The organism is Skermanella mucosa (assembly GCF_016765655.2).
GTDB lineage: Bacteria > Pseudomonadota > Alphaproteobacteria > Azospirillales > Azospirillaceae > Skermanella > Skermanella mucosa.
This window is the reverse complement of record NZ_CP086107.1, coordinates 438236-458677: the sequence shown is the minus strand read 5'-3', so window position 1 is coordinate 458677 and position 20442 is coordinate 438236. Positions and strand designations below refer to the sequence as shown.

Annotated in this window: 20 protein-coding genes, 2 pseudogenes and 1 other annotated feature; of the genes and pseudogenes, 18 read left to right on the top strand and 4 right to left on the bottom strand. The window is 62.6% G+C overall.

Annotated features, from left to right (window positions below):
* The first annotated feature begins 94 nt into the window (after positions 1-94).
* The 5 genes from JL100_RS32050 (at position 95) to JL100_RS32030 (ending at position 6563) form a co-directional block, all read left to right on the top strand.
* The gene (locus JL100_RS32050) at positions 95-1708 is read left to right on the top strand and encodes an SLC13 family permease (RefSeq protein WP_202685159.1); all 1614 of its coding nucleotides are present in this window, start codon (positions 95-97) and stop codon (positions 1706-1708) included.
* Between the two features lie 344 nt (positions 1709-2052).
* A complete protein-coding gene (locus JL100_RS32045) occupies positions 2053-2655 on the top strand; it encodes a YoaK family protein (protein ID WP_202685160.1) in 603 nt (200 codons plus the stop codon).
* A gap of 50 nt (positions 2656-2705) precedes the next feature.
* Positions 2706-3098, top strand: coding sequence for an acyl-CoA thioesterase (locus JL100_RS32040; RefSeq protein WP_202685161.1), 393 nt, complete (start codon positions 2706-2708; stop codon positions 3096-3098).
* Between the two features lie 160 nt (positions 3099-3258).
* On the top strand, positions 3259-5352 hold the full coding sequence (locus JL100_RS32035) for a sensor histidine kinase (RefSeq protein ID WP_202685162.1): 2094 nt from the start codon (positions 3259-3261) through the stop codon (positions 5350-5352).
* Complete coding sequence (locus JL100_RS32030; protein WP_228421687.1) at positions 5244-6563, top strand: sigma-54-dependent transcriptional regulator; 1320 nt, start codon at positions 5244-5246, stop codon at positions 6561-6563. Before JL100_RS32035 ends, JL100_RS32030 begins: the two co-directional genes overlap by 109 nt.
* Before the next feature lie 253 nt (positions 6564-6816).
* Here JL100_RS32030 and JL100_RS32025 read toward each other — a convergent pair whose 3' ends face one another.
* Positions 6817-7680 (bottom strand): IS5 family transposase, encoded by an 864-nt coding sequence (locus JL100_RS32025; protein ID WP_202685163.1) that lies wholly within the window; start codon positions 7678-7680, stop codon positions 6817-6819.
* A 374-nt stretch (positions 7681-8054) separates the two neighbouring features.
* Here JL100_RS32025 and JL100_RS32020 point away from each other — a divergent pair, with 374 nt between their 5' ends.
* The 9 genes from JL100_RS32020 to JL100_RS31980 all read left to right on the top strand — a co-directional run bounded on the left by JL100_RS32020 (position 8055) and on the right by JL100_RS31980 (position 15234).
* Positions 8055-9335 carry a DUF4214 domain-containing protein gene (locus JL100_RS32020; RefSeq protein ID WP_202685164.1) on the top strand — a complete coding sequence of 427 codons (1281 nt, stop codon included), beginning with the start codon at positions 8055-8057 and terminating at the stop codon, positions 9333-9335.
* Between the two features lie 465 nt (positions 9336-9800).
* On the top strand, positions 9801-10250 hold the full coding sequence (gene tnpA, locus JL100_RS32015; protein ID WP_228421533.1) for an IS66-like element accessory protein TnpA: 450 nt from the start codon (positions 9801-9803) through the stop codon (positions 10248-10250).
* Positions 10247-10402, top strand: a complete 156-nt coding sequence (locus tag JL100_RS32010; RefSeq protein WP_228421698.1) for a hypothetical protein — start codon at positions 10247-10249, stop codon at positions 10400-10402. The genes tnpA and JL100_RS32010 overlap by 4 nt, the downstream gene beginning before the upstream one ends.
* A 34-nt stretch (positions 10403-10436) precedes the next feature.
* Positions 10437-11405 (top strand): IS5 family transposase, encoded by a 969-nt coding sequence (locus tag JL100_RS32005; protein WP_228421531.1) that lies wholly within the window; start codon positions 10437-10439, stop codon positions 11403-11405.
* 70 nt (positions 11406-11475) lie between these two features.
* Positions 11476-12051, top strand: a complete 576-nt coding sequence (locus JL100_RS32000) for a transposase (RefSeq protein WP_228421529.1) — start codon at positions 11476-11478, stop codon at positions 12049-12051.
* Between the two features lie 175 nt (positions 12052-12226).
* Positions 12227-13729: an IS21 family transposase gene (istA, locus tag JL100_RS31995; RefSeq protein ID WP_202685796.1), complete on the top strand. Its 1503-nt coding sequence runs from the start codon at positions 12227-12229 to the stop codon at positions 13727-13729.
* Positions 13726-14559 carry an IS21-like element helper ATPase IstB gene (gene istB / locus JL100_RS31990; protein ID WP_202685797.1) on the top strand — a complete coding sequence of 278 codons (834 nt, stop codon included), beginning with the start codon at positions 13726-13728 and terminating at the stop codon, positions 14557-14559. Before istA ends, istB begins: the two co-directional genes overlap by 4 nt.
* Positions 14556-14969: a transposase gene (locus JL100_RS31985; protein WP_228421527.1), complete on the top strand. Its 414-nt coding sequence runs from the start codon at positions 14556-14558 to the stop codon at positions 14967-14969. The genes istB and JL100_RS31985 overlap by 4 nt, the downstream gene beginning before the upstream one ends.
* Before the next feature lie 70 nt (positions 14970-15039).
* A complete protein-coding gene (locus tag JL100_RS31980; protein WP_202685835.1) occupies positions 15040-15234 on the top strand; it encodes a hypothetical protein in 195 nt (64 codons plus the stop codon).
* Between the two features lie 146 nt (positions 15235-15380).
* On the opposite strand, the gene JL100_RS31975 is transcribed toward JL100_RS31980, so the two are convergent.
* A complete protein-coding gene (locus JL100_RS31975) occupies positions 15381-15566 on the bottom strand; it encodes a hypothetical protein (protein WP_202685836.1) in 186 nt (61 codons plus the stop codon).
* 329 nt (positions 15567-15895) lie between these two features.
* Here JL100_RS31975 and JL100_RS31970 point away from each other — a divergent pair, with 329 nt between their 5' ends.
* Positions 15896-16186 carry a hypothetical protein gene (locus tag JL100_RS31970; protein WP_202685837.1) on the top strand — a complete coding sequence of 97 codons (291 nt, stop codon included), beginning with the start codon at positions 15896-15898 and terminating at the stop codon, positions 16184-16186.
* A pseudogene (locus JL100_RS31965) lies at positions 16152-17409 on the top strand (IS3 family transposase). The gene JL100_RS31970 and the pseudogene JL100_RS31965 overlap by 35 nt, the downstream one beginning before the upstream one ends.
* Positions 16436-16552: a sequence feature (AL1L pseudoknot), on the top strand. Its footprint overlaps the pseudogene before it by 117 nt.
* A 90-nt stretch (positions 17410-17499) precedes the next feature.
* Here the strand turns inward: JL100_RS31965 and parA are convergent.
* On the bottom strand, positions 17500-18129 hold the full coding sequence (parA, locus tag JL100_RS31960; protein WP_202685788.1) for a ParA family partition ATPase: 630 nt from the start codon (positions 18127-18129) through the stop codon (positions 17500-17502).
* 429 nt (positions 18130-18558) lie between these two features.
* Positions 18559-18741 carry a hypothetical protein gene (locus JL100_RS31955; RefSeq protein WP_202685787.1) on the bottom strand — a complete coding sequence of 61 codons (183 nt, stop codon included), beginning with the start codon at positions 18739-18741 and terminating at the stop codon, positions 18559-18561.
* A 425-nt stretch (positions 18742-19166) separates the two neighbouring features.
* On the opposite strand from JL100_RS31955, the gene JL100_RS31950 reads away from it, so the two are divergent.
* Together JL100_RS31950 and JL100_RS31945 are read left to right on the top strand one after the other, a co-directional pair.
* Positions 19167-19373: a hypothetical protein gene (locus tag JL100_RS31950; RefSeq protein ID WP_202685786.1), complete on the top strand. Its 207-nt coding sequence runs from the start codon at positions 19167-19169 to the stop codon at positions 19371-19373.
* Positions 19370-20421 (top strand): annotated as a pseudogene (locus tag JL100_RS31945) (IS3 family transposase); the annotation flags it as partial. The gene JL100_RS31950 and the pseudogene JL100_RS31945, both read left to right, overlap by 4 nt.
* Positions 20422-20442: the final 21 nt, after the last annotated feature.

Sequence of the window (20442 nt, the reverse complement as noted above, 5' to 3'; positions counted from 1 at the left end):
CAAGAGAAGCAACGGCGACGGCCCGCTCAGAGCTGATGAAGCCGCCGCGGTATGACCGTCGTGACTCAATCCAAATAAACAGGGGGAAGAGCAGATGACCAAGACGCCGACCAAACCGCCGCCCCACCAAGGCGAGTACGAGGAATACGCTGAGGAAGCGGCCCCTGGCCGGCGCTCGGCCAAGATACTTTGGGGCCTGCGCGCCTTCGGGCTGATCGCGGCCCTCGCGGTGTGGCTCGCCCTGGGCGCCGCCGAGGGACTGTCGCAGGACGCGCGGTGGGTTGCGACGATCGCCACGTTGATGGCGCTATGGTGGATGACCGAGGCGATCCCGCTCTCGGTCACCTCGCTCCTGCCGATCGTGCTGATCCCGATGCTGACCGGGCGCACCGTCTCCGAGGCGACCGCGCCCTACGCCAGTTCGATCGTCTTCCTGTTCCTCGGCGGCTTCCTGATCGCCATCGCTATGGAGAAATGGAACCTGCACCGACGCATCGCACTCCTGACCCTGCGCCGGGTGGGGGTCGAGCCGACCCGGATCGTGCTCGGGCTGATGCTGTCAACCGGCTTCCTGTCCATGTGGGTCTCGAACACCGCGACGACGCTGATGATGCTGCCGATCGGCCTCTCCGTGCTGACCCTGGTCGCGGAGCGCAGCGGCGCGTCGCAGAAGACGGCCGCGCCCGGGCACGACCACCACCGGCCCGGCCACATCGACTTCATCTTCGACGAGAACATCAGGCGGTTCGGCGTCTGCCTCATGCTGGCGATCGCCTGGTCGGCGACGATGGGCGGCCTGGGCACCTTGCTCGGCAGCCCGCCGAACGCCATCGTTGCCGGCTACGCCGCCGACGAACTCGGGCGCACGATCGGCTTTCTCGAATGGATGATGGTCGGAGTGCCGCTCGCCTTCACCTTCATCCTGATCGGCTGGGTGCTGATGACGCGAGTGCTCTACCGCTTCACCCTCGCCGAAATTCCAGGCGGCCGCGAGATGGTCGACGAGCAAATTCACAACCTCGGCCCGATCAGCCAAGGGGAGAAGATGGTGATGATCGTCTTCGGTGCGGCGGCCTTCCTGTGGGTTGTGCCCGGCATCCTCGCCAGCATCCCGGGCATGGGCGAGAGACTGGGGCCGTTCGGCGAGCTGAACGACACCGCCATCGCCATCGCCGCCGGTATCGCGCTGTTCTTTCTGCCCGCGCGCGGGCGGACCGAGATGGTGCTGGACTGGAAGGATGCCGAGGACGGGCTGCCCTGGGGCGTGCTCCTGCTCTTCGGCGGCGGCCTGAGCCTGGCGGGCGCCGTCGCCGCGTCCGGACTTGACAACTGGTTCGGCCAGCAGGTTATGGGCCTCGGCGCGCTTCCGATTATCCTGCTGGTCGCCGCCGTCGCCGCGATCGTCCTGTTCCTGACCGAGGTCACCAGCAATACCGCGACCGCCGCGACGTTCATTCCCGTGCTCGGCGGTGTCGCGGCCGGCATCGGGGCCGATCCGATGACGCTGCTCATCCCGGCGGCCTTCGCCGCGACCTGCGCCTTCATGCTCCCCGTCGGCACCCCGCCGAACGCCATCGTTTTCGGGACCGGTGCGGTGACCATCGCGCAGATGGCGCGCGGCGGCTTCGTCCTGAACATCGTCGGCATCATACTGATCACCGGCTTCTGCTATGTCCTGGGCGGCCTCGCGCTCGGGCTGAAATTCTGAGGAAAGCTGCATAGCCTTACCGCAGCAGCCGACAAAACATTGCGCAATCCGGGACCCCCTTCCGGCCCCACACGGAAGACACCCGCACGGAAGACGGAAGACCAGCATAGGTGCCGGATTGACGCGATCTACGGTGCGTGACGGCAAAATCGATGAGAGGTCGGAGGGGCGATGTCGGGGATCGTGTCAAGTCGTTGCTTCCGAGCGACATAACGACCTGACCCGAGCCACAAGGCCCGCCGCGGCGACAGATAATACGCTCATCATTCTGGTGCGTATACAAGGTGATCGGCGAGTGGATTATCTGCCACTCCGAAACTGCATCCCCTGAGCAGGAGGCCGTGATGCTTCAAGCAATACTCCTCGCGTTGATAGCTGGCTATGTGGATACGGTCGGTTATCTGCACTTCAATGCGTTTGCAGGCTTGATGACGGGAAATACGATTTTCCTGGGGATTGAGGCTGCCAACGGGCAGTACGGAATGGCTATGTTTCATAGCGTGATTATACTGGCTTTCTTGTCTGGTGTCGTAGCCGCCCGGGTCAAAGCGCGCGCTGGTTTGAAGAGTTGGGTTGCCCTGTCTGTTGCCAGTGGGCTGTTGGTGCTGTGCAGTTTTATCGAGAAATCTGTAGCAGCCGTCCTCCTTGCCCTTGCCATGGGCATGCAGAACTCAGCGGCAAACCGTTTCAACGGTGTTGCTCTCAATACGGTATTCATTACCGGCAATATACAAAAACTTGGAGAAGAGCTGGTTGCGTGGATGTGGCCAAACAAGGGAGGACCGGCTCCGCAAGGGACTTCGATCTTTGCCTTCGTATGGTTCGCTTACGCAGCGGGAGCTGGCGCCGGGGCGGTCGCTGTCAGGTTTATGGACGAGCCGCTTCTTATTCCGGCAACCCTTCTACCATTCATCATGTTTCGATCGCGCCCGGTAGCCGCTGCGTGAGTCAATGGCTTCTCCTGCCCGTCAAGCTGAAGGAACAAAGGTGACTTGTCATGTCGGATTCCCTTGCTTCTTCCAGTGGTGAACCGGTCATTCGCACCATCGCCATGCCCGCGGACACCAACCCCGCAGGCGACATCTTCGGCGGGTGGCTGATGGCTCAGATGGATCTGGCGGCAGGCAACGCCGCCGTGCGCCGGGGCTGCGGGCGCTGTGCGACCATCGCGGCAGACAGCATGGTTCTTCACTCGCCGGTTTTCGTCGGCGACGAGGTCAGCCTGTATGCCGACATCGTCCGGATCGGACGGACGTCGATGAGCATCCGGATAGAAGCGTGGCGGCGTAGCCGGGACGGGGACGACCGCTTCAAGGTTACGGAAGCGACCTTCACCTTCGTGGCGATCGACGAGGCCCGACGGCCGCGGCCGATCCCACCGGTGCCGTGAAGAAGCGCTTATTTGTTTCAGGGAGAGGCGCTCTTCCCGGGAGCATGTCGGCCAAGCTCTTTGCGCGGCGCCATGTGGGCGGAGCAGCATCAGTACTTTGCCGCGAGTTACCGCATACTCTGTGGGACGCTATGTTGAGTTGGACAGGCAAACGACGGCTATGATGGATGCGCGCAAACACAATGCTGCCGATCCCGGATCTTCCTCGGAGGCGGGAGTGTCCGGGCGAAGAAGACCGCCGATAAGATCTGCGGTCTCGCGTCTGCACGTTCTGATCGCGGCTCTTGCTCTCTTTTTCCTAACACTAGGCCTCGCCTATCGATGGGCCGAATGGACCGCGATCGATGGATTGCGCCAGCAGATGGCCCATCGTCTCAACTTGTATTCCACCACCCTGGAGGGCGAACTCGGCAAGTATGATTATCTGCCGACTATTCTACCGCTCAATGAAGCCGTGATTGCCCTGTTGCGCCGACCGGATGAAACGACTCTTATCGCCGGGGTGAACCACCACCTGGAGCAGCTCAACTTGCGTGCCCAGTCAAGTGCCATCTATATTCTTGACGCGAGGGGACGCACCGTAGCGGCCAGCAACTGGAATGAGCCGGCCAGCTTCGTCGGGATGGATCTGTCCTATCGCCCCTATTTTCACGATGCACGGCTCTACGGCAGCGGTCGCTTTTACGGCATCGGCACGACCAGCGGTGAACCCGGATATTACTTTGCCCATGCCATCCGGTCCAACGGTCAACTGCTTGGCGTGGCGGCCGTCAAGATCAGCCTCGACCGGCTCGAATCGACCTGGGCGCCCGACCAGGAGCGTGTCTTCGTGACGGACGGCAATGGCGTCATCATCCTGGCTTCAGTGGTGGAGTGGAAGTTCAAGATAACCGGCACTCTGCCGGCCGAAACGCTGGCCCAGCTGGAAGCTGCGCGCCAGTACGACCGCGTCGCGCTGGAGCCGATCCGTTTCGTGGAGCGACGGGAACTGGCTGGCGGCACACGGATTGTCGCGTTGGACGACGGGACGCCTGGTTCACCCGAATTCCTGGCTCTGAGCAAGGATGTGCCCGGAACCGGCTGGCGCATCACGATGTTGTCCGATCTGAAGCGGGTTCGGGCAACCGCGGGCACGACCAGCACCCTGGCCGGGCTCGGCTATGGCTGTGCCGTGCTGCTGGCTCTTTATCTTCGTCAGCGGCAGCATGCCTTGCGCCAGAAGCTCGCGGCCAGGAAGGATCTGCAGCGCGCCCACGACCTTCTCGAACGCCGGGTCGAGACCCGCACCGCGGATCTGCGCAGCACCAACACTCGGCTTCTGCAGCAGATTGAGGAGCGACGGCGAGCCGAACGGGACCTGCGCGAAGCCCAGGGGAAACTGGTCCAGGCCGGCAAGCTGGCGGTGCTCGGCCAGATGGCCGCCGGCATCACCCACGAACTCAACCAGCCCCTGGCGACACTGCGCCTGCTAGTTTCCAATATCGCTGTTTTCCTCCAGCGCGCCCAACCGGTTCAGGTCGAGGACAACTTGGCGCTGATGGTTGAAATGATCGACCGCATGGGTCGGATCACCGGCCAGCTCCGTACATTCGCGCACAAATCGCCGGCGCCCGCCGACGCCGTTCCGCTCCACCGCTGTATCGGCAACGCCTTGTTCCTGCTGAACGAGCAGCTTCACAGGTACGGTGTCGAGGTGGACCTGTCGGAAGTGCCGGAGGATCTGAAGGTCATGGCCGACCCTCATCGCCTGGAGCAGGTTCTGGTCAATCTGTTCAGAAATGCGATCGATGCGATGGCGGGTGTCTCGGAACGTCGCTTGGCCGTCGCCATCACTGGACAGGACGGTCGTGTCCTGATTCGCGTCTGCGATACGGGTACCGGCATTTCCGAGGCGGCACTCCCGCACCTGTTCGAACCTTTCTTCACCACGAAAGAGGCCGGTAAGGGACTTGGCCTGGGGCTGGTCATCTCGGCCGCCATTGTCAGCGAGTTCGGCGGTACGCTGAAGGCCGGGAATGTTCCCGGTGGCGGTGCTCAGTTCATCATCGACCTGCCCGCAGCCGATTCATCCGCCACAGCCGAGAGCGAAGGAGCGAAGCCATGCCGGACAGCCTGCCCGTGCTGCTGGTCGAGGATGATGCCGCGTTGCGGATTGCCAGCAGTCAAGCGCTGCAGCTGGCCGGCATCGAAGCCAGGGGCTTTGAACATGCCGAGCACGCGCGTGACGCCATTTACCCCGGTTTCCCGGGTGTAATCGTGACCGATGTGCGGCTGCCGGGCATGGATGGACTGGCGCTGCTGCAATACGCGCTGAAAACCGATCCCAAGCTGCCAGTCATCCTGATCACCGGACACGGCGACATCTCCATGGCGGTCGAGGCGATGCGCACGGGGGCTTATGATTTCATTGAGAAGCCGTTCCCGCCGGAACGTCTGGTCGGTGCCGTTCAGCGCGCGCTTGAGCGGCGTTTCCTGACGCTCGAGGTCGAAACGCTGCGGCGCCGGCTGAGCGACCGCGAGGGGATCGAAGCGATCCTGCTGGGCCAATCCGCGGCAATCAAGGAGGTTCAGCGCCTGATCCTTCAGGTGGCCGACACCTCGGCCGATGTCCTGATCCTGGGCGAGACCGGCACCGGCAAGGAGCTGGTCGCCCGCTGTCTTCACCAGTTCTCCCGACGGCGCGACGACCGCTTCGTCGCTCTGAACTGTGGCGCCTTTCCCGAAACCATGTTCGATGCCGAGGTGTTCGGTCATGAGGCCGGGGCCTTCACCGGAGCCGGCCGGCAACGGATCGGACGACTGGAGTACGCCGCCGGTGGCACGGTGTTTCTCGACGAGGTCGAGTCCATGCCGCTGTCGCTCCAGGTCAAGCTTCTGCGGGCGCTGCAGGAACGTACGATCGAACGCCTGGGCTCGAATGACGAGATTCCGATCGATGTCCGGATCGTTGCCGCGACCAAGGAGGATCTGTCCGAAATGAGCCGGCGGCAGCGATTCCGCGACGACCTCTACTATCGCCTGAATGTTGTTGCCATGGAGCTGCCACCGCTGCGCGACCGGCGCGAGGACATCCCGGTGCTGTTCGAGCATTTCGTGCTGCAGGCCGCCGCCCGATACAATCGCGACGCGCCGGTTCTGGCGAACGAACAGCGGCGGCAGCTGATGGCTTATGCGTGGCCGGGCAATGTCAGGGAGCTGCGCAACGTGGCCGACCGCTTCGTGCTCGGCGTGCATGGCGCCAGCCTAGATCTGCTCGGGGAGATGGCGCCGGAGGTGTCGACGCTCGCCGAACAGGTCGATGCCTTCGAGCGGGCGGTTATCGTGGATGCAATGTCCCGGCACCACGGCAACGTTGCGGCCGTGAGCCATCATCTGCAGCTTCCACGCAAAACGCTTTATGATCGCCTGCACCGCTTCAATCTGGCAATCGAATCTTTCCGATCCTCTGGCGGGACCGAAAGTTGATGAACTTCACCTTCCAGCGAAGTGCCAGATGACTGACGTCTTCCGATATAAAGCAGTCTCGGGCGGAGCTTGGTCGCACTCCGATGTTTGGCGAAGGAGAATAGAGTGATTGTCGTTTCTGCGCGGAGACAGGCACTCGACAACGCACCTGATGAGGTGCCGGAGGATCTGCCCGATGAAATTCCGGAACTTCCGCCTGCGGGCACTCCGGAAAGTAGCTCTGACGGCTCTCCTGAGAGTCTGTTTGTAGGTGTCAGGCGCCGATTTCCTGGGGCGCAAGGCGGACGAGGCGGCGGGAGAGGATCGAAATGAAGGCGATCTCGATGAAAGCGACGAGGTGAGCCTCTGTCCGCTCGAAGATGGTGTTCAACCGACGGTAGCGGCTGACCCACCCCAGCGAGCGCTCGACGACCCACCGAATACCCTCCGGAATGAAGGTTCCGCCGTGGCCGCCGGCGCTGGGTTGGATGGTGATGCCGAGCGCCCCGCCGGTCTTGGACAGCCGCTCGCCCCGATAGCTGAGATCGCCCAGGGCGGTCCCCTTGAAGCCGCGGCCGGCAAGCTGGTGCAGCACCGGGACGATGCCCTTGCCATCATGCCTATTGGCCGGCGAGACGTTGATCGCCAGCGGGAAGCCATATTTATCGACCGCGAGATGGATCTTGATGCCCTTGATCTTCTTGCCGCCGTCGAAACCGCGCCCAAAGCAAGTCGGCGCCGAATGACAGGACCGGCTGTCGATGATGACGGCGCTGGGTACGGGTTTGTCGCCGCAAGCCTGCCGCCAAGCCAGGGTCAGGCGGTTGAGCAGGCGCCGCCACAGGCCGAGCCGGGTCCAGCGGGCGAACAGGGTGTAGAGCGTACCGAACGGGATATCGCAGAGCTGGCCGATGGCGCGCCACTGCATGCCGCAGAAGCAGACGCACCAGATCGCCATGATCGCCTTGCGCAGCGCCGCTCCGGACAGAGCTGCCGTCGGCCCGGAGCGGGTCGACCGGGTACCGTCCACCGCCATGGCGGCGAGTTCCGCCAGCACCTCGTCCACGAAGGCGTCCACGTCGGCAAAGGCGTCCCAGGAGGCCGGAGACGTCTTGGCGGTTTTGACGGCGGTGCCCATATAATGCTGGTCCGGTGGCTGTTGACGACCACCGCAGACGTAGTCCATCAGCTTCCTGTGCGCAGCACCCATTCATCTCAAAGTAGCATCCCAGTCAGCACTGGCGGGTACGTCTTGTCTGCGAACAGGTTCTCAGACAACCCAGCCCGCCGCCAACTTGACGGTACCCTCTGAAGATGCAGTCGGCTTCACAAGCATTTTCTCATAGGCGGAATGGACGCCGTCGGCCAAAACGAGAAGGCCCTGAGTACGACTAATTTCGCACAAATCCCGACGACTTATATGTTTCTTGCGAGTAACTTTCTATTCATAATTCCTCTGCGCGCAACATCGAAGCAGCACGAACGGAAGAAAGTTTTCCAGGAGCATATGTCATGGCTTATCTGAACTCGAATCTCCCACTGACCATGGATGGCTCCGGCGGAGGATCGTACAATCCCTTTCTCGTGTCATACATCATTTACGACAGCAACACCTACGCAAAGTGGGTCAATTCCTATTCCCAATATGTCGAAATATGGGGCTTATATAACCAAGCTGCCTCCCGGGTCACGCTGAACCAGATCAAAATCTCAGAAACTAATGGGACAAATGTTTTAACTATTTCCGGAATCTCTCTGACAGCCAACACTAACGATGTAAATGCTCTCAACTTTTCTCACTTCCAGAGCCAGTTTACCGGTAATGATGAGATACGTGGGAGTGATTACTACGATATCCTGATCGGATATGACGGGAACGACATTATCTATCCGAACGGCGGCGGAGACACCGTCGATGGAGGACTTGGCATAGATACAATAGGCCTCACAGGGAGGAGAGGGGACTACTTCACGCACATCAAGGATGGCACGACCTATATCATCGACAACACTGGTCGCCAGGGTGAGATAAAAGCCCATAATATCGAACGCGTCCAGTTCACCGATGGTACCTATACGCTTGCCGACGTTGCAAGCTCCACGACCGCGGCCCAGATCCACTCGATTTCGAGGCTGTACCTTGCCGCTCTGGACCGGCTTCCGGACGATGAGGGCCTCAATCACTGGGTGCGTGTGTCCAAGAGCGGAATGTCCCTGGAACAGATTGCCAACGGGTTTGTGGCATCCGACGAATTCGGAGGCCGCTATGGAAAGAACCTTTCGGAAGCTGCCTTCGTCACCCAGCTCTACGCCAATGTCCTAGATCGTGCACCCGATTCTGCTGGCCACAACGGCTGGATGCAGTACCTGGCGGCCGGCAACAGTCGTGCGGAAGCCCTGATTGGATTTTCCGAGTCGAATGAAAACGTCAACAAATACAAAGACGATGTGCTTGAGCCTCAAGTTGGACGCTTGTATCTGGCTGCTCTCAACCGTATGCCTGATGCCAATGGCTCTAATGCATGGGTGAACCATCTCAACGCAGGACACACCCTGAACGATATCGCAGGCGGCTTCGTTGAGTCTGCTGAATTTCGAAATCTGTATGGCAATCCCGGCAACGACGATTATGTCAGACTGCTGTACAAGAATGTTCTTCACCGCGCGCCAGACGAGGGAGGTTTCGCGATGTGGAAGAACGCTCTTGACCATGGCATGACAAGAGCGGATGCACTGGCTGAGTTCTCGAAATCCGCCGAGTTTGTTGCTCAGACCGATTACCTGTGGTTGTGATCACCCGTCCACTGCAGAGGTGAATGACCCATGGTCTGATCGATCCCCATGCTTTCGCCCGAAGCATGGGGACCGATTCGGCCTTTAGGCCAAGCGAACCTTAGCCAGGAAGCTGGCGACTGAACCGCGCCGGGTGGATTGGTGCACAGATGCCGCGGTTGCCCTCGGAGATGATGGCGGATAGAAGAGAGCTGGCTCGGGAAATCTGAACATCGGGATAAGTGGAGTTTCTGCCTGAAAGCGGCCAATATGCGTGCCGCACAGGAGAAACGATGACCAGACGACCGCGCCGGAACCACACACCGGCTTTCAAGGCGAAGGTGGCTTTGGCTGCCGTCAAGGGCGAGAAGACGTTGGCCGAACTGGCTCAGCAGTTCGACAGTAAGCGATGCGAGAGCACCCTTCTTCCCGGAACCGGGTCTGTGAGCGAGATTACGCGCGGGTTCACGGGGCACGGAGGGGGCGATGGAGGATGGCGTCAGGCTTCATCCCAGGCTTGAAGCCATGGATGAAGACAGGCCGTATCGGCGGGTCGAGGTGATCACGGGACGGCGTCAACGGCGCGTGTGGACGGCACAGGAGAAGGCGCGCATCGTGGCGGAGAGCGCGGTACCGGGCGCCAACATCTCCGAGGTCGCGCGGCGGAACGAGGTGAACCGCGGCCTGCTCACGGTCTGGCGCCGAGAGGCAGGTGCCGTCCCGGAAGCGACCCCGGCGCAGACGCCGCTGTTCGTCCCGGTCACCGTGGTCGAGGAGCCTGCGCCCGCTCCCCCGCGGGACCGGCGTCCGGCGCCCCGGGAGACGGCGCCGGGCCGGATCGAGATGGATCTGCGCAGCGGGCGGCTGGTGTTCCACGGCGCCGTCGATCCCGGCCTCGCGGCGGCAGTCGTCGCGGCCGCCCGAGGGCGGGGATGATCACGCCGCGTCCCGACCTCAAGGTCGTGCTCGCCACGCAGCCGATCGATTTCCGCAAAGGGGTCCACGGCCTGGTCGCGCTGGTGGCCGAGGCGCTGAAGGTGCTTTGGTGCAGGGATGCCGCGGTTGCCCGGGCAGATGTCGTCGGATAGAAGGCGGACCCCTTGCTGATCGCCCCGCCTGACCATGCCGCACAAGTACAATGCCGCCCGTCGCCACCGGATTCCGAAGACCCGCTACAAGGTGAAGAATTGGCGAGACTACGAGGCCGAGCTGCGGCAGCGCGGTTCGCTGACAATCTGGTTCACCGCGGAGGCCATCGAGGCGTGGCGGGCGGCGCCGCGAACCACGCCGGGCGGCCAGGCGCGCTACTCGGACCTTGCGATCGAGACAGCGCTGATCCTGAGAGCGGTGTTCCGCCAGCCGTTGCGGCAGACCGAAGGGCTGGTCGGCTCGCTGCTCGGGCTGATGGGGCTGGACCTGCCGGTACCGGACCATTCGACGTTGAGCCGGCGGGCCGGGGCCTTGGCGGTGGCTCCTCAGCCCCGGGCGGCGAGCGGTCCGCTGCACCTGCTGGTCGACAGTACCGGGGTGAAGCTCAGCGGGCCGGGCGAGTGGCTGGTCGAGAAGCATGGAACCCAGCGCCGCCGGGCCTGGCGCAAGCTGCACCTTGCTATGGATGCGAAGACCGGCACGATCGTCGCCTCGACCCTGACCGGCAAGGAGGTCGACGATGCCGCCGAACTCGGCCCCTTGCTCGATCAGGTCGAGGGACCGGTCGCGGCCGTCATTGCCGACGGCGCCTACGACCAGGACAATGTCTACGCTACCGTTGCCGGGCACTCTCCGGAGGCCGCGGTGGTCGTGCCGCCGCGTGTGACGGCTGTGCCCAGCCCTGCGGCCGAGACCGACCCGACCCAGCGCGACTGCCATATCCAGGCCATTGCCGAGCAGGGCCGGATGGGCTGGCAAAAAACCTCGGGCTACAATGCGAGGGCCGGGGTGGAGGGAACGATGAGTCGATACAAGCGCATCATCGGCGACACCTTGCGCTCCCATACCCGGCCGGCCCAGGAGGTCGAAACCAGGATCGCCATCAACGTTCTTAACCGCATGTTCGACCTCGGACGCCCGAACTCCGTCCACGCTGCCTGATGGTCAACGAACCAGGGAGAAATCTGTGCTCGTCGGCATCCATGCACCAGAGCCACCGGACCAGCATTATATGGGCACCGCCGTCAAAACCGCCAAGACGTCTCCGGCCTCCTGGGACGCCTTTGCCGACGTGGACGCCTTCGTGGACGAGGTGCTGGCGGAACTCGCCGCCATGGCGGTGGACGGTACCCGGTCGACCCGCTCCGGGCCGACGGCAGCTCTGTCCGGAGCGGCGCTGCGCAAGGCGATCATGGCGATCTGGTGCGTCTGCTTCTGCGGCATGCAGTGGCGCGCCATCGGCCAGCTCTGCGATATCCCGTTCGGTACGCTCTACACCCTGTTCGCCCGCTGGACCCGGCTCGGCCTGTGGCGGCGCCTGCTCAACCGCCTGACCCTGGCTTGGCGGCAGGCTTGCGGCGACAAACCCGTACCCAGCGCCGTCATCATCGACAGCCGGTCCTGTCATTCGGCGCCGACTTGCTTTGGGCGCGGTTTCGACGGCGGCAAGAAGATCAAGGGCATCAAGATCCATCTCGCGGTCGATAAATATGGCTTCCCGCTGGCGATCAACGTCTCGCCGGCCAATAGGCATGATGGCAAGGGCATCGTCCCGGTGCTGCACCATATGGCCCGACAATCAGGATAGGAAGAGCGTCAATCAGGGTCGGAATGGAATGTCGCGGTCGTGACGGAGGGCGGGCGTAGCCTGACCGTAGTCACGACCGCGACACCGACATCCTTTCCTGGAAAAGGACGTCGCTGACGGAAGCGGTGAATGCGGCCAGGATCGAGGATCTTCACGCCAATGAGGAACCGCGATCTTGCCGGGCACACACATCACCGACCGCCAAGTGAGCCTTTACATGAAAAACCGACAAACCAACACTCCCGCCGTCGCTGCGGCCAAAGCCGGGTTCAGCACGTCAACCGCCTACCGCATCGAGCAGGACCCCCGACCACCCTCGCAGAAGATCCTACCCCGCGGCCGGCGCCGCCCGGATCCGCTGGCCGGGATCTGGGACAGCGAGGTGGTGCCGATGCTCAAAGCCGCTCCGGGCCTGCGCTCGATCGCCGTGTTCGCCGAGATGCGCCGGCGGCATCCGGACCTGAGCGAGAAGGTCCGCCGAACGCTGGAGCGCCGCATCCGGGCCTGGCGAGCCGTCAACGGTCCGGACCAGGACGTCATCTTCCGGCAGCATCATGAGCCGGGCAAGATGGGCTTGTCGGACTTCACGGACATGGGCGACGCCGCCGTGTCCGTTGCCGGGCAGCCGCTCGATCACCGTCTCTTCCACTTCCGCCTGGCCTATTCCGGCTGGCAGCACGCCCATGTCATCCTGGGCGGCGAGAGCTTCGTCGCCCTGGCCGAAGGGCTGCAGAACGCGCTCTGGTCGCTCGGCGGGGCGCCGGCGGACCATCGCAGCGACAGCCTGTCGGCGGCGTTCCGCAACCTGGACCGCGATGCCGCCGAGGATCTGACCCGCCGCTATGAGGACCTGTGCCGCCATTACGGCATGGTGCCGAGCCGCAACAACCGCGGCCTCGCCCACGAGAACGGCTCCATCGAGAGCCCGCACGGCCATCTCAAGCGCGCCATCGACGATGCGCTGCTGCTCCGCGGCAGCCGGGACTTCCCCGACCTGCCGGACTACCGCCGCTTCATCGACGAGGTGGTCGGCCAGCAGAACGCCCGCCGGGCCAAGGCGATCGAGGTGGAGCGCGGCACCCTCAAGCCATTGCCGCCCGACAGGACCGCCGACTTCGAGCAGACCCTCGTCCACGTCACCTCCAGTGGCGGCTTCACCCTGCGCAAGGTGTTCTACACCGTGCCCTCCCGGCTGATCGGCCACCGCCTGCGGGTCCACCTGTTCGACGATCGCCTGGACTGCTTCCTGGGCGGCACGCGCGTCCTCACCCTGGCCCGCGGCCGTCCGCGCGGCAACGGCCGGCACGGCCATGTCGTCGATTACCGTCACGTCATCCATGCCCTGCGACGCAAGCCGATGGCCCTGCTCAACCTCGTCTACCGGGACCAGCTGTTCCCCCGCCGGGCCTTCGAGCGCACCTTCGAGGCGCTGCTCGCCGCCGGCAGTGACCGCCAGGCCTGCACCACGGCCGTCGCCCTGCTGTCGCTGGCCCACGAGCGCGGCTGCGAGGCCGAACTGGCCGAAGTCCTCGATGCCGACCTGGAAGCGGGACGGCTGCCCGACCTTCCGGCCCTGCGCGAACGCTTCCAGCGCACCGGGGCGCCGGTCACCGGTGTCGTCGTCGATCTCGTGCCGCTGAGCGTCTACGACGAACTCGTGCATGGAGCCGCGGCATGAGTGCGACCGATCCCATCGACACCGCCCGCCTGTCGCTGGCCCTGGGCGACCTGCGCCTGCCGGCCATCAAGGTGATCTGGCCGGACTTCGCCGACCGGGCCGACAAGGAAGGCTGGCCCGCCGCCCGGTTCCTGGCCGCCCTGACCGAGCACGAGATCGCCGAGCGCTCCCGCCGCCGGATCGAGCGTCATCTCGACGAGGCCAGGCTGCCTCCGGGCAAGACCCTGGAGAGCTTCGAGTTCGAGGCGGTCCCCATGGTCGGCAAGGCCCAGGTGATGGCCCTCGTCGCCGGCGACAGCTGGCTGGAAAAAGGCGCCAACCTGATCCTGTTCGGTCCGGCCGGCGGCGGCAAGTCGCACTTGGCGGCCGCGATCGGCTACGCCCTGGTGGAGAATGGCTGGCGCGTCCTGTTCGCCCGAACCACCGACCTGGTCCAGAAGCTTCAGGTCGCCAGGCGGGATCTGGCTCTGGAGTCCGCCCTCGCCAAGCTGGACAAGTATCACCTCCTGATCCTCGATGACTTCGCCTACGTTGCCAAGGACCAGGCGGAAACAAGCGTCCTGTTTGAACTGATTGGAACCCGGTACGAGCGGCGGTCATTGCTGATCACGGCGAACCAGCCGTTCGGCGACTGGGGCGGCATCTTCCCCAACCAAGCCATGACCCTGGCCGCCATCGACCGGCTCGTCCACCACGCCACCATCTTCGAGATGAACGTGGAGAGCTATCGTCGAAGGGTCGCACTGGAACGAAAACGCGGACCTGGACGGCCGCCGTCCCGAGCGACAATCAACGCGAACTTGATTGACGCTCCACGACAGGACACTTGAAATCCAGCCCGATCAGCGTCAATCATCCTGACGCCGCGACCTTAGGCATTCTTATCCTGATCGCCGCTCTCTCCATCCAGATTGTCGCGCTACAGCACCAGCTTGCCGGCCGCGGCTTCAAGGGGACCGCCCTGGGCGATCTCAGCTATCGGGGCGAGCGGCTGTCCAAGACCGGCGGGGCGCTCGGCATCACCATCCAACCCAGCGCCGGCGGCCACGGCGGAACCTTCATTCCGGAGGGTATTCGGTGGGTCGTCGAGCGCTCGCTGGGGTGGGTCAGCCGCTACCGTCGGTTGAACACCATCTTCGAGCGGACAGAGGCTCACCTCGTCGCTTTCATCGAGATCGCCTTCATTTCGATCCTCTCCCGCCGCCTCGTCCGCCTTGCGCCCCAGGAAATCGGCGCCTGACACCTACAAACAGACTCTCAATCCGACCCAGCGCGACCGCCATATCCAAGTCATTGCCGAGCAGGGCCGGATGGCTTGGCAGCAAACCTCGGGCTACAACGCGAGGGCCGGGGCCGAGGGCGCGATGAGCCGATACAAGCGGATCATCGGGGATACCTTGCGCTCCCATGGCCGCCAGGCCCAGGAGACCGAAATCCGCATTGCCGCCAGCATCCTCAACCGCATGCTCGACCTCGGACGCCCGGAGTCCTTCCGCGCCGCCTGAAGAACAAGGAACTGAAGCAGCACTCTGCTCTACTGCCTCCCTGCAGCAGAGCAGCATGCTTTGGTCGCTTCCCTCGCCCCAAAGCACGCCCTTCTATCCAATCCGCTGCCCCGCGAAAAGCTGCAACAGAACCCCTCAACATCCTCTCACTCTGCTGCAAGCTTAATCAAGAACGGAGCGGCGATCGAACCCTCTTCCTTGCTGGTCTCTCTCGCCAGCAGCCATAGCTGAGCACGAATAACAGCAAGCCGCCGTGCCTGGTCCAGGGAGCAAGGCCCAGCGGCAGCTTCGTCAATCGATTTTATAGCGTCGGTCAGGACATTGCGGTTCATCGGCCTATCCTCTTTGCCTGAGCATAATACGTGAGTCATAGGCTCAATCGGTTAAGTTTCTATGAAGGCGGAGGTGAGGAATCCCGACGCCTAGAACGGTATCGCTGCTTTGAGTATCCGCTGATGTCCGACCTCCAAGAGATAGTCCTGAATGGTATCGTCAAGTTGGCGGCGGGTCGGGTTGCCTGGGCAGCTCGGGTTGGTTATGGGGCCGGCATGACGAGCTCAACCAAGTCCTTTTACGCCGGCCACGGGACTGCCGAGAGTTTGGGGGTGCGGTGGCGTGCAGGGTATGATCGGCCAAGTTTTTGGCTGGTCGGGGATCAAGGATGAGGTGGGTTTTGCGCCTGGTGGAGACCGGGGCCGATGGGTCGAGCCGAAGCGTCGACGTGATGGTGATCGACCGACCCGGTGACCTGGGTGATCTGGGCGACATCGCGGCTCTGGGCCTGACCCTGGCGCAGGGCAGGCGGCTTGTGGCTCTTGTCCAACAGGAAATCGTCACGGCCCAGAGCCGGGACCATGCGGCCCGTGAACCGCGCCGGGTTTACCGGAGGCCCCATTTCTTGAGAGACTGGGGTCATCATGACGAAACAGGCATCACCCAAGTACGCCCCTGAAATCCGCGAACGCGCGGTTCGGATGGTGTTCGATCACGAAGGCGAGCACGCGTCGCAGTGGGCGGCGATCAGCTCGATCGCGGCGAAGATCGGCTGCACGGCGGAGACGCTGCGGGGCTGGGTCCGGCAGGCCGAGCGCGACCAGGGGAAACGGCCCGGCCCGACGACGGACGAGCAGGAGCGGATCAAGGCGCTGGAGCGCGAGGTCCGGGAACTGCGCCAGGCGAACGAGATCCTTCGCAAGGCATCGGCGTATTTCGCCCAGGCGGAGCTCGACCGCCCGTTCAGGAAATGATCGCCTTCATCGACGAGCAGCGCGCCGTCCACGGGGTCGAGCCGATCTGCAAAGTGCTGCCGATCGCCCCGTCAACTTATCACGCCCATGCCGCCCTGCGGACTGACCCGTCAAAGGCGCCGGCCCGCTGGCGAAGCGATGCGGAACTCAGCGTGGCTATCCGGCGGATCTGGGACGGGAACTTCCAGGTCTACGGGGTTCGGAAGGTCTGGCGGCAGTTGCGGCGGGAAGGCCTTGACGTGGCGCGTTGCACAGTGGCCCGGCTGATGCGGCGTATGGGGCTGAAGGGGGTGACACGCGGCAAGACGGTGCGGACGACGATCAGCGACCGGGCGGCACCGTGTCCGCTCGACCGGGTGAACCGCCAGTTCCAGGCGTCCTGCCCGAACGCCTTGTGGGTCGCGGATTTCACGTTTGTGGCGACTTGGCAAGGCTTCGTTTACGTGGCCTTCGTCATCGACACGTTTGCCCGGCGGATTGTCGGCTGGCGGGTCTCGCGCACCGCACACGCCGGATTTGTCCTGGATGCCTTGGAGCAAGCGCTTCACGACCGCCGTCCGGCCAAAGGCAGCGGCCTCATCCACCATTCCGACCGCGGGTCGCAATATGTCAGCATTCGCTACACCGAGCACTTGGCCGAGGCCGGTGTCGAGCCGTCGGTCGGCAGCGTCGGCGATTCCTATGGAGCTTCAGCTAACGCCGTAGGCGATACAACGCCTTGGCCGAGACGATCAACGGCCTCTACAAGACCGAGGTGATCCGACGCCGAGGGCCATGGCGCAACTTGGAAGCCGTCGAGTTCGACACCTTGGAATGGGTCAACTGGTTCAACCACCGGCGCCTGCTCGAACCCATCGGCAACATTCCACCCGCCGAGGCCGAAGCACGCTACTATGCTCAAACCGAGGACGTCGCCAGGGCGGCGTGACTCAACCAAATCGGCCTCCGGGAATCCCGGTGCGGTTCAGATCGACCACGCTGAGCGGCTTTGGACGAGCGCCAAAGGTGACTTTCTTGTTCATGCTCCTAACTCCTGGATAGCATCGAGCAGCGCGTCGATCTCCCGCGCGGCTGCACTGCCGGGGGCTGTCTCCATAACCGTCCTGCCACCCCCAGCGGACTCAGCAAAGGCCACGCGTTGCCCGATGGACACCGGCAGTACCGGGACATCCTCGAACTCGCCGAGGGCATCCGTTACGTCTCGCCCGATTAACGTGTTTACGACTTTACGATTGATCGTAAAAGCGTATTTCAGTGCAGGCTTGTAGATCGAGGCTTCCTTGACGAGGCTAACCACCTCGGCAGTGGCCCACACGTCGTAGGGCGACGGCTGGACAGGGATCAGCACCAGGTCGGATGCCATGATGGCGGACCGGGCCAGATCGGTCAAACGTGGCGGTCCGTCGATCACGACGATGTCGTAGGGCTCGGCTAGTCGATCGATCTCCTTGTGGATCGTCGCGGCCGGCATGGCGACGCTCGTGAACAGGGACTGCAACTCCGAGGCGTCTCGGGCAGCCGTCCAGTCGATCGCGCTGTGCTGAGGGTCCGCATCGATCAGCAGCACCTTCTGCCCCCGTCCGGCGAACCCGGTTATGGGATCGGTTCTTTCGAGTGTGTGACTAGCGAGAGAAGGCCCGCCCTCAATCCGTCTCCTGGGGGCGGGTCTTTTCGCGTGCGCTTCTATGCCTATAGCTGCTTTTTCATCCGGCACACGCGGACCTGGAAGGCTCCCTTCGTCGGGACGATCCGGGCATAAGCCGGCCCTTCATCCTCGACATGCAGCCAACGACCTGGAGCGCCTAGGAACGTAAATCCTTCGTGTTGAAGGTAGCCCATGGCTTCAGCGTTGGTCGCAAATGTCTTCAGTGTAGCGGTAAGGTTGGAGTCGGGGTCCACAGCACCTTTTCCTCTTCAATCACCCTTACCGCGATTGTAGGGAGTGATTGATAGGTATTGGACTCAAACTTACAGGTCATGTTCATGAGGTATAACGCTCGATGAGCTCTCATTCATGATTCTGCGATAAATATCAACTTTTAGCAGAAGTTATATTCATTTTGTTGTCCCAAGAATGCTACGTCTGTTTTCCCGCAGCTTCTTCATCACCGTGAAGGGTTTCTGCCAGTTTCTGGATTGTCTGCTTAACCTTTTCCTGTTCGTCACCGGAAATGGTTTGAGAATGTTCCTCCAAGTCTTTGATGGCTTGGCGAATTTTGTTCTGCTGTTCTGCTAGCCACTCTGGAGGGACATCAGTCATATTGCTTCTTTCAAAGCCTTGGAGCTAAGAAATTACTCTCCGCTATGAACTTAGCTGGAAAACCCCAACATCCTATGACGTCACCCCCTTTTAGACCGTCGCTGCGCCACGAGGGAGCAGTTGGCCTGTTCTTCCATAGGCTCATTTCTGCCTGATCGGCATATACCCGGTGAGAGCGGCGACGATGGAGGATGGGGCTCGTTGGGGATGGCAGAGCCAACCAGCAGGAGCAACGCCATCGTTTCTTATTGCGTGTCTTCCATCGAACCCACAGGAAGAATGTCTGAAACTTGGAACTGAGAGACCCGCTTCTTGCCCAGAGGCTGGTCTTCTCATGTGAACAAAAGGCGTATCAGTGCGTTAGCCCATGCATGGCCACGGGGAAGTGTTAGACTCGGCATCGGAGCAGTAGGAAGGCCCGTCTCATGGCAGGTGAGGCGGGCTTTTCTATGCGCTACTTTGATATGTCATCGAGCAGGACGCCCAACTCCTTCCGTTCCGCTTCGGCAGCGATCTGGTACATCCGGGCGGCAATGCGCAAGGAGAGCTGGCTCGGGAAATCTGAACATCGGGATAAGTGGAGTTTCTGCCTGAAAGCGGCCAATATGCGTGCCGCACAGGAGAAACGATGACCAGACGACCGCGCCGGAACCACACACCGGCTTTCGAGGCGAAGGTGGCTTTGGCTGCCGTCAAGGGCGAGAAGACGTTGGCCGAACTGGCTCAGCAGTTCGACATTCATCCCAACCAGATCACCCAATGGAAGGCACAGCTTCTCGACGGTGCAGCCGGGGTTTTTGGATCGGACAGCCGCAGCGACAGCCCGGGGCCGGCGGTGGATCTGACGGTGCTGCATGCCAAGATCGGAGAGCTGACGCTGGAGAACGATTTTTTGGCCGGCGCGCTCGGCAAAGCGGGTTTGCTGAGCGCAAAGCGATGATCGACCGCTCCCATGATCTGCCGATCACCAGACAGTCCAGGATGCTCAACGTCAGCCGGGGCAGCGTCTATTACCTGCCACGGCCGGCGTCGGCCGCCGACCTTGCGCTGATGCGCCGGATGGACGAACTGCATCTCGATTATCCGTTCGCAGGCAGCCGCATGCTGCGTGATCTGCTGACCGCCGAAGGCTTCCAAACCGGCCGCCGTCATGTCGCCACGCTGATGAAGCGGATGAGGATCCAGGCTGTTTACCGTAAGCCCAACACCTCGAAACCGGCGCCGGGGCACAGGATCTATCCGTATCTCCTGCGCAATCTGCCGGTCACGCGTCCCAATCAGGTCTGGGCCATGGACCTGACCTACGTTCCCATGGCGCGCGGCTTCGTCTACCTCGCCGCCGTCATCGACTGGTTCAGCCGGCGCGTTCTGTCCTGGCGACTGTCAATCACGATGGAGGCCGGGTTCTGCGTCGAGGCGGTCGAAGAGGCCCTGGCTCGCCACGGCAAGCCGGAGATCTTCAACACCGATCAAGGCAGCCAGTTCACCAGCACGGTGTTCACCAGCCTGCTCACCGACAACGCCATAGCAATCAGCATGGACGGCCGGGGCGCATGGCGCGACAATGTGTTCGTGGAGCGGCTCTGGCGTTCCGTCAAGTACGAGGAGATATACCTCAAGGCCTACGATACGGTAGCCGAAGCCCGGAAGTCGCTCGCCAGCTACTTTGGCTTTTACAATGCTGTTTCATACTACCCCACC

Bases quoted from the DNA above. Each gene is read 5' to 3' on its own strand.
- JL100_RS32050 (WP_202685159.1), top strand. From the start codon at position 95: ATGACCAAGACGCCGACCAAACCGCCGCCCCACCAAGGCGAGTACGAG.
- JL100_RS32045 (WP_202685160.1), top strand. From the start codon at position 2,053: ATGCTTCAAGCAATACTCCTCGCGTTGATAGCTGGCTATGTGGATACG.
- JL100_RS32040 (WP_202685161.1), top strand. From the start codon at position 2,706: ATGTCGGATTCCCTTGCTTCTTCCAGTGGTGAACCGGTCATTCGCACC.
- JL100_RS32035 (WP_202685162.1), top strand. From the start codon at position 3,259: ATGATGGATGCGCGCAAACACAATGCTGCCGATCCCGGATCTTCCTCG.
- JL100_RS32025 (WP_202685163.1), bottom strand. From the start codon at position 7,680: ATGGGCACCGCCGTCAAAACCGCCAAGACGTCTCCGGCCTCCTGGGAC.
- JL100_RS32020 (WP_202685164.1), top strand. From the start codon at position 8,055: ATGGCTTATCTGAACTCGAATCTCCCACTGACCATGGATGGCTCCGGC.
- tnpA (WP_228421533.1), top strand. From the start codon at position 9,801: ATGGAGGATGGCGTCAGGCTTCATCCCAGGCTTGAAGCCATGGATGAA.
- JL100_RS32010 (WP_228421698.1), top strand. From the start codon at position 10,247: ATGATCACGCCGCGTCCCGACCTCAAGGTCGTGCTCGCCACGCAGCCG.
- JL100_RS32005 (WP_228421531.1), top strand. From the start codon at position 10,437: ATGCCGCACAAGTACAATGCCGCCCGTCGCCACCGGATTCCGAAGACC.
- JL100_RS32000 (WP_228421529.1), top strand. From the start codon at position 11,476: ATGGGCACCGCCGTCAAAACCGCCAAGACGTCTCCGGCCTCCTGGGAC.
- istB (WP_202685797.1), top strand. From the start codon at position 13,726: ATGAGTGCGACCGATCCCATCGACACCGCCCGCCTGTCGCTGGCCCTG.
- JL100_RS31980 (WP_202685835.1), top strand. From the start codon at position 15,040: ATGGCTTGGCAGCAAACCTCGGGCTACAACGCGAGGGCCGGGGCCGAG.
- JL100_RS31975 (WP_202685836.1), bottom strand. From the start codon at position 15,566: ATGAACCGCAATGTCCTGACCGACGCTATAAAATCGATTGACGAAGCT.
- JL100_RS31970 (WP_202685837.1), top strand. From the start codon at position 15,896: ATGAGGTGGGTTTTGCGCCTGGTGGAGACCGGGGCCGATGGGTCGAGC.
- JL100_RS31955 (WP_202685787.1), bottom strand. From the start codon at position 18,741: ATGACTGATGTCCCTCCAGAGTGGCTAGCAGAACAGCAGAACAAAATT.
- JL100_RS31950 (WP_202685786.1), top strand. From the start codon at position 19,167: ATGGCAGGTGAGGCGGGCTTTTCTATGCGCTACTTTGATATGTCATCG.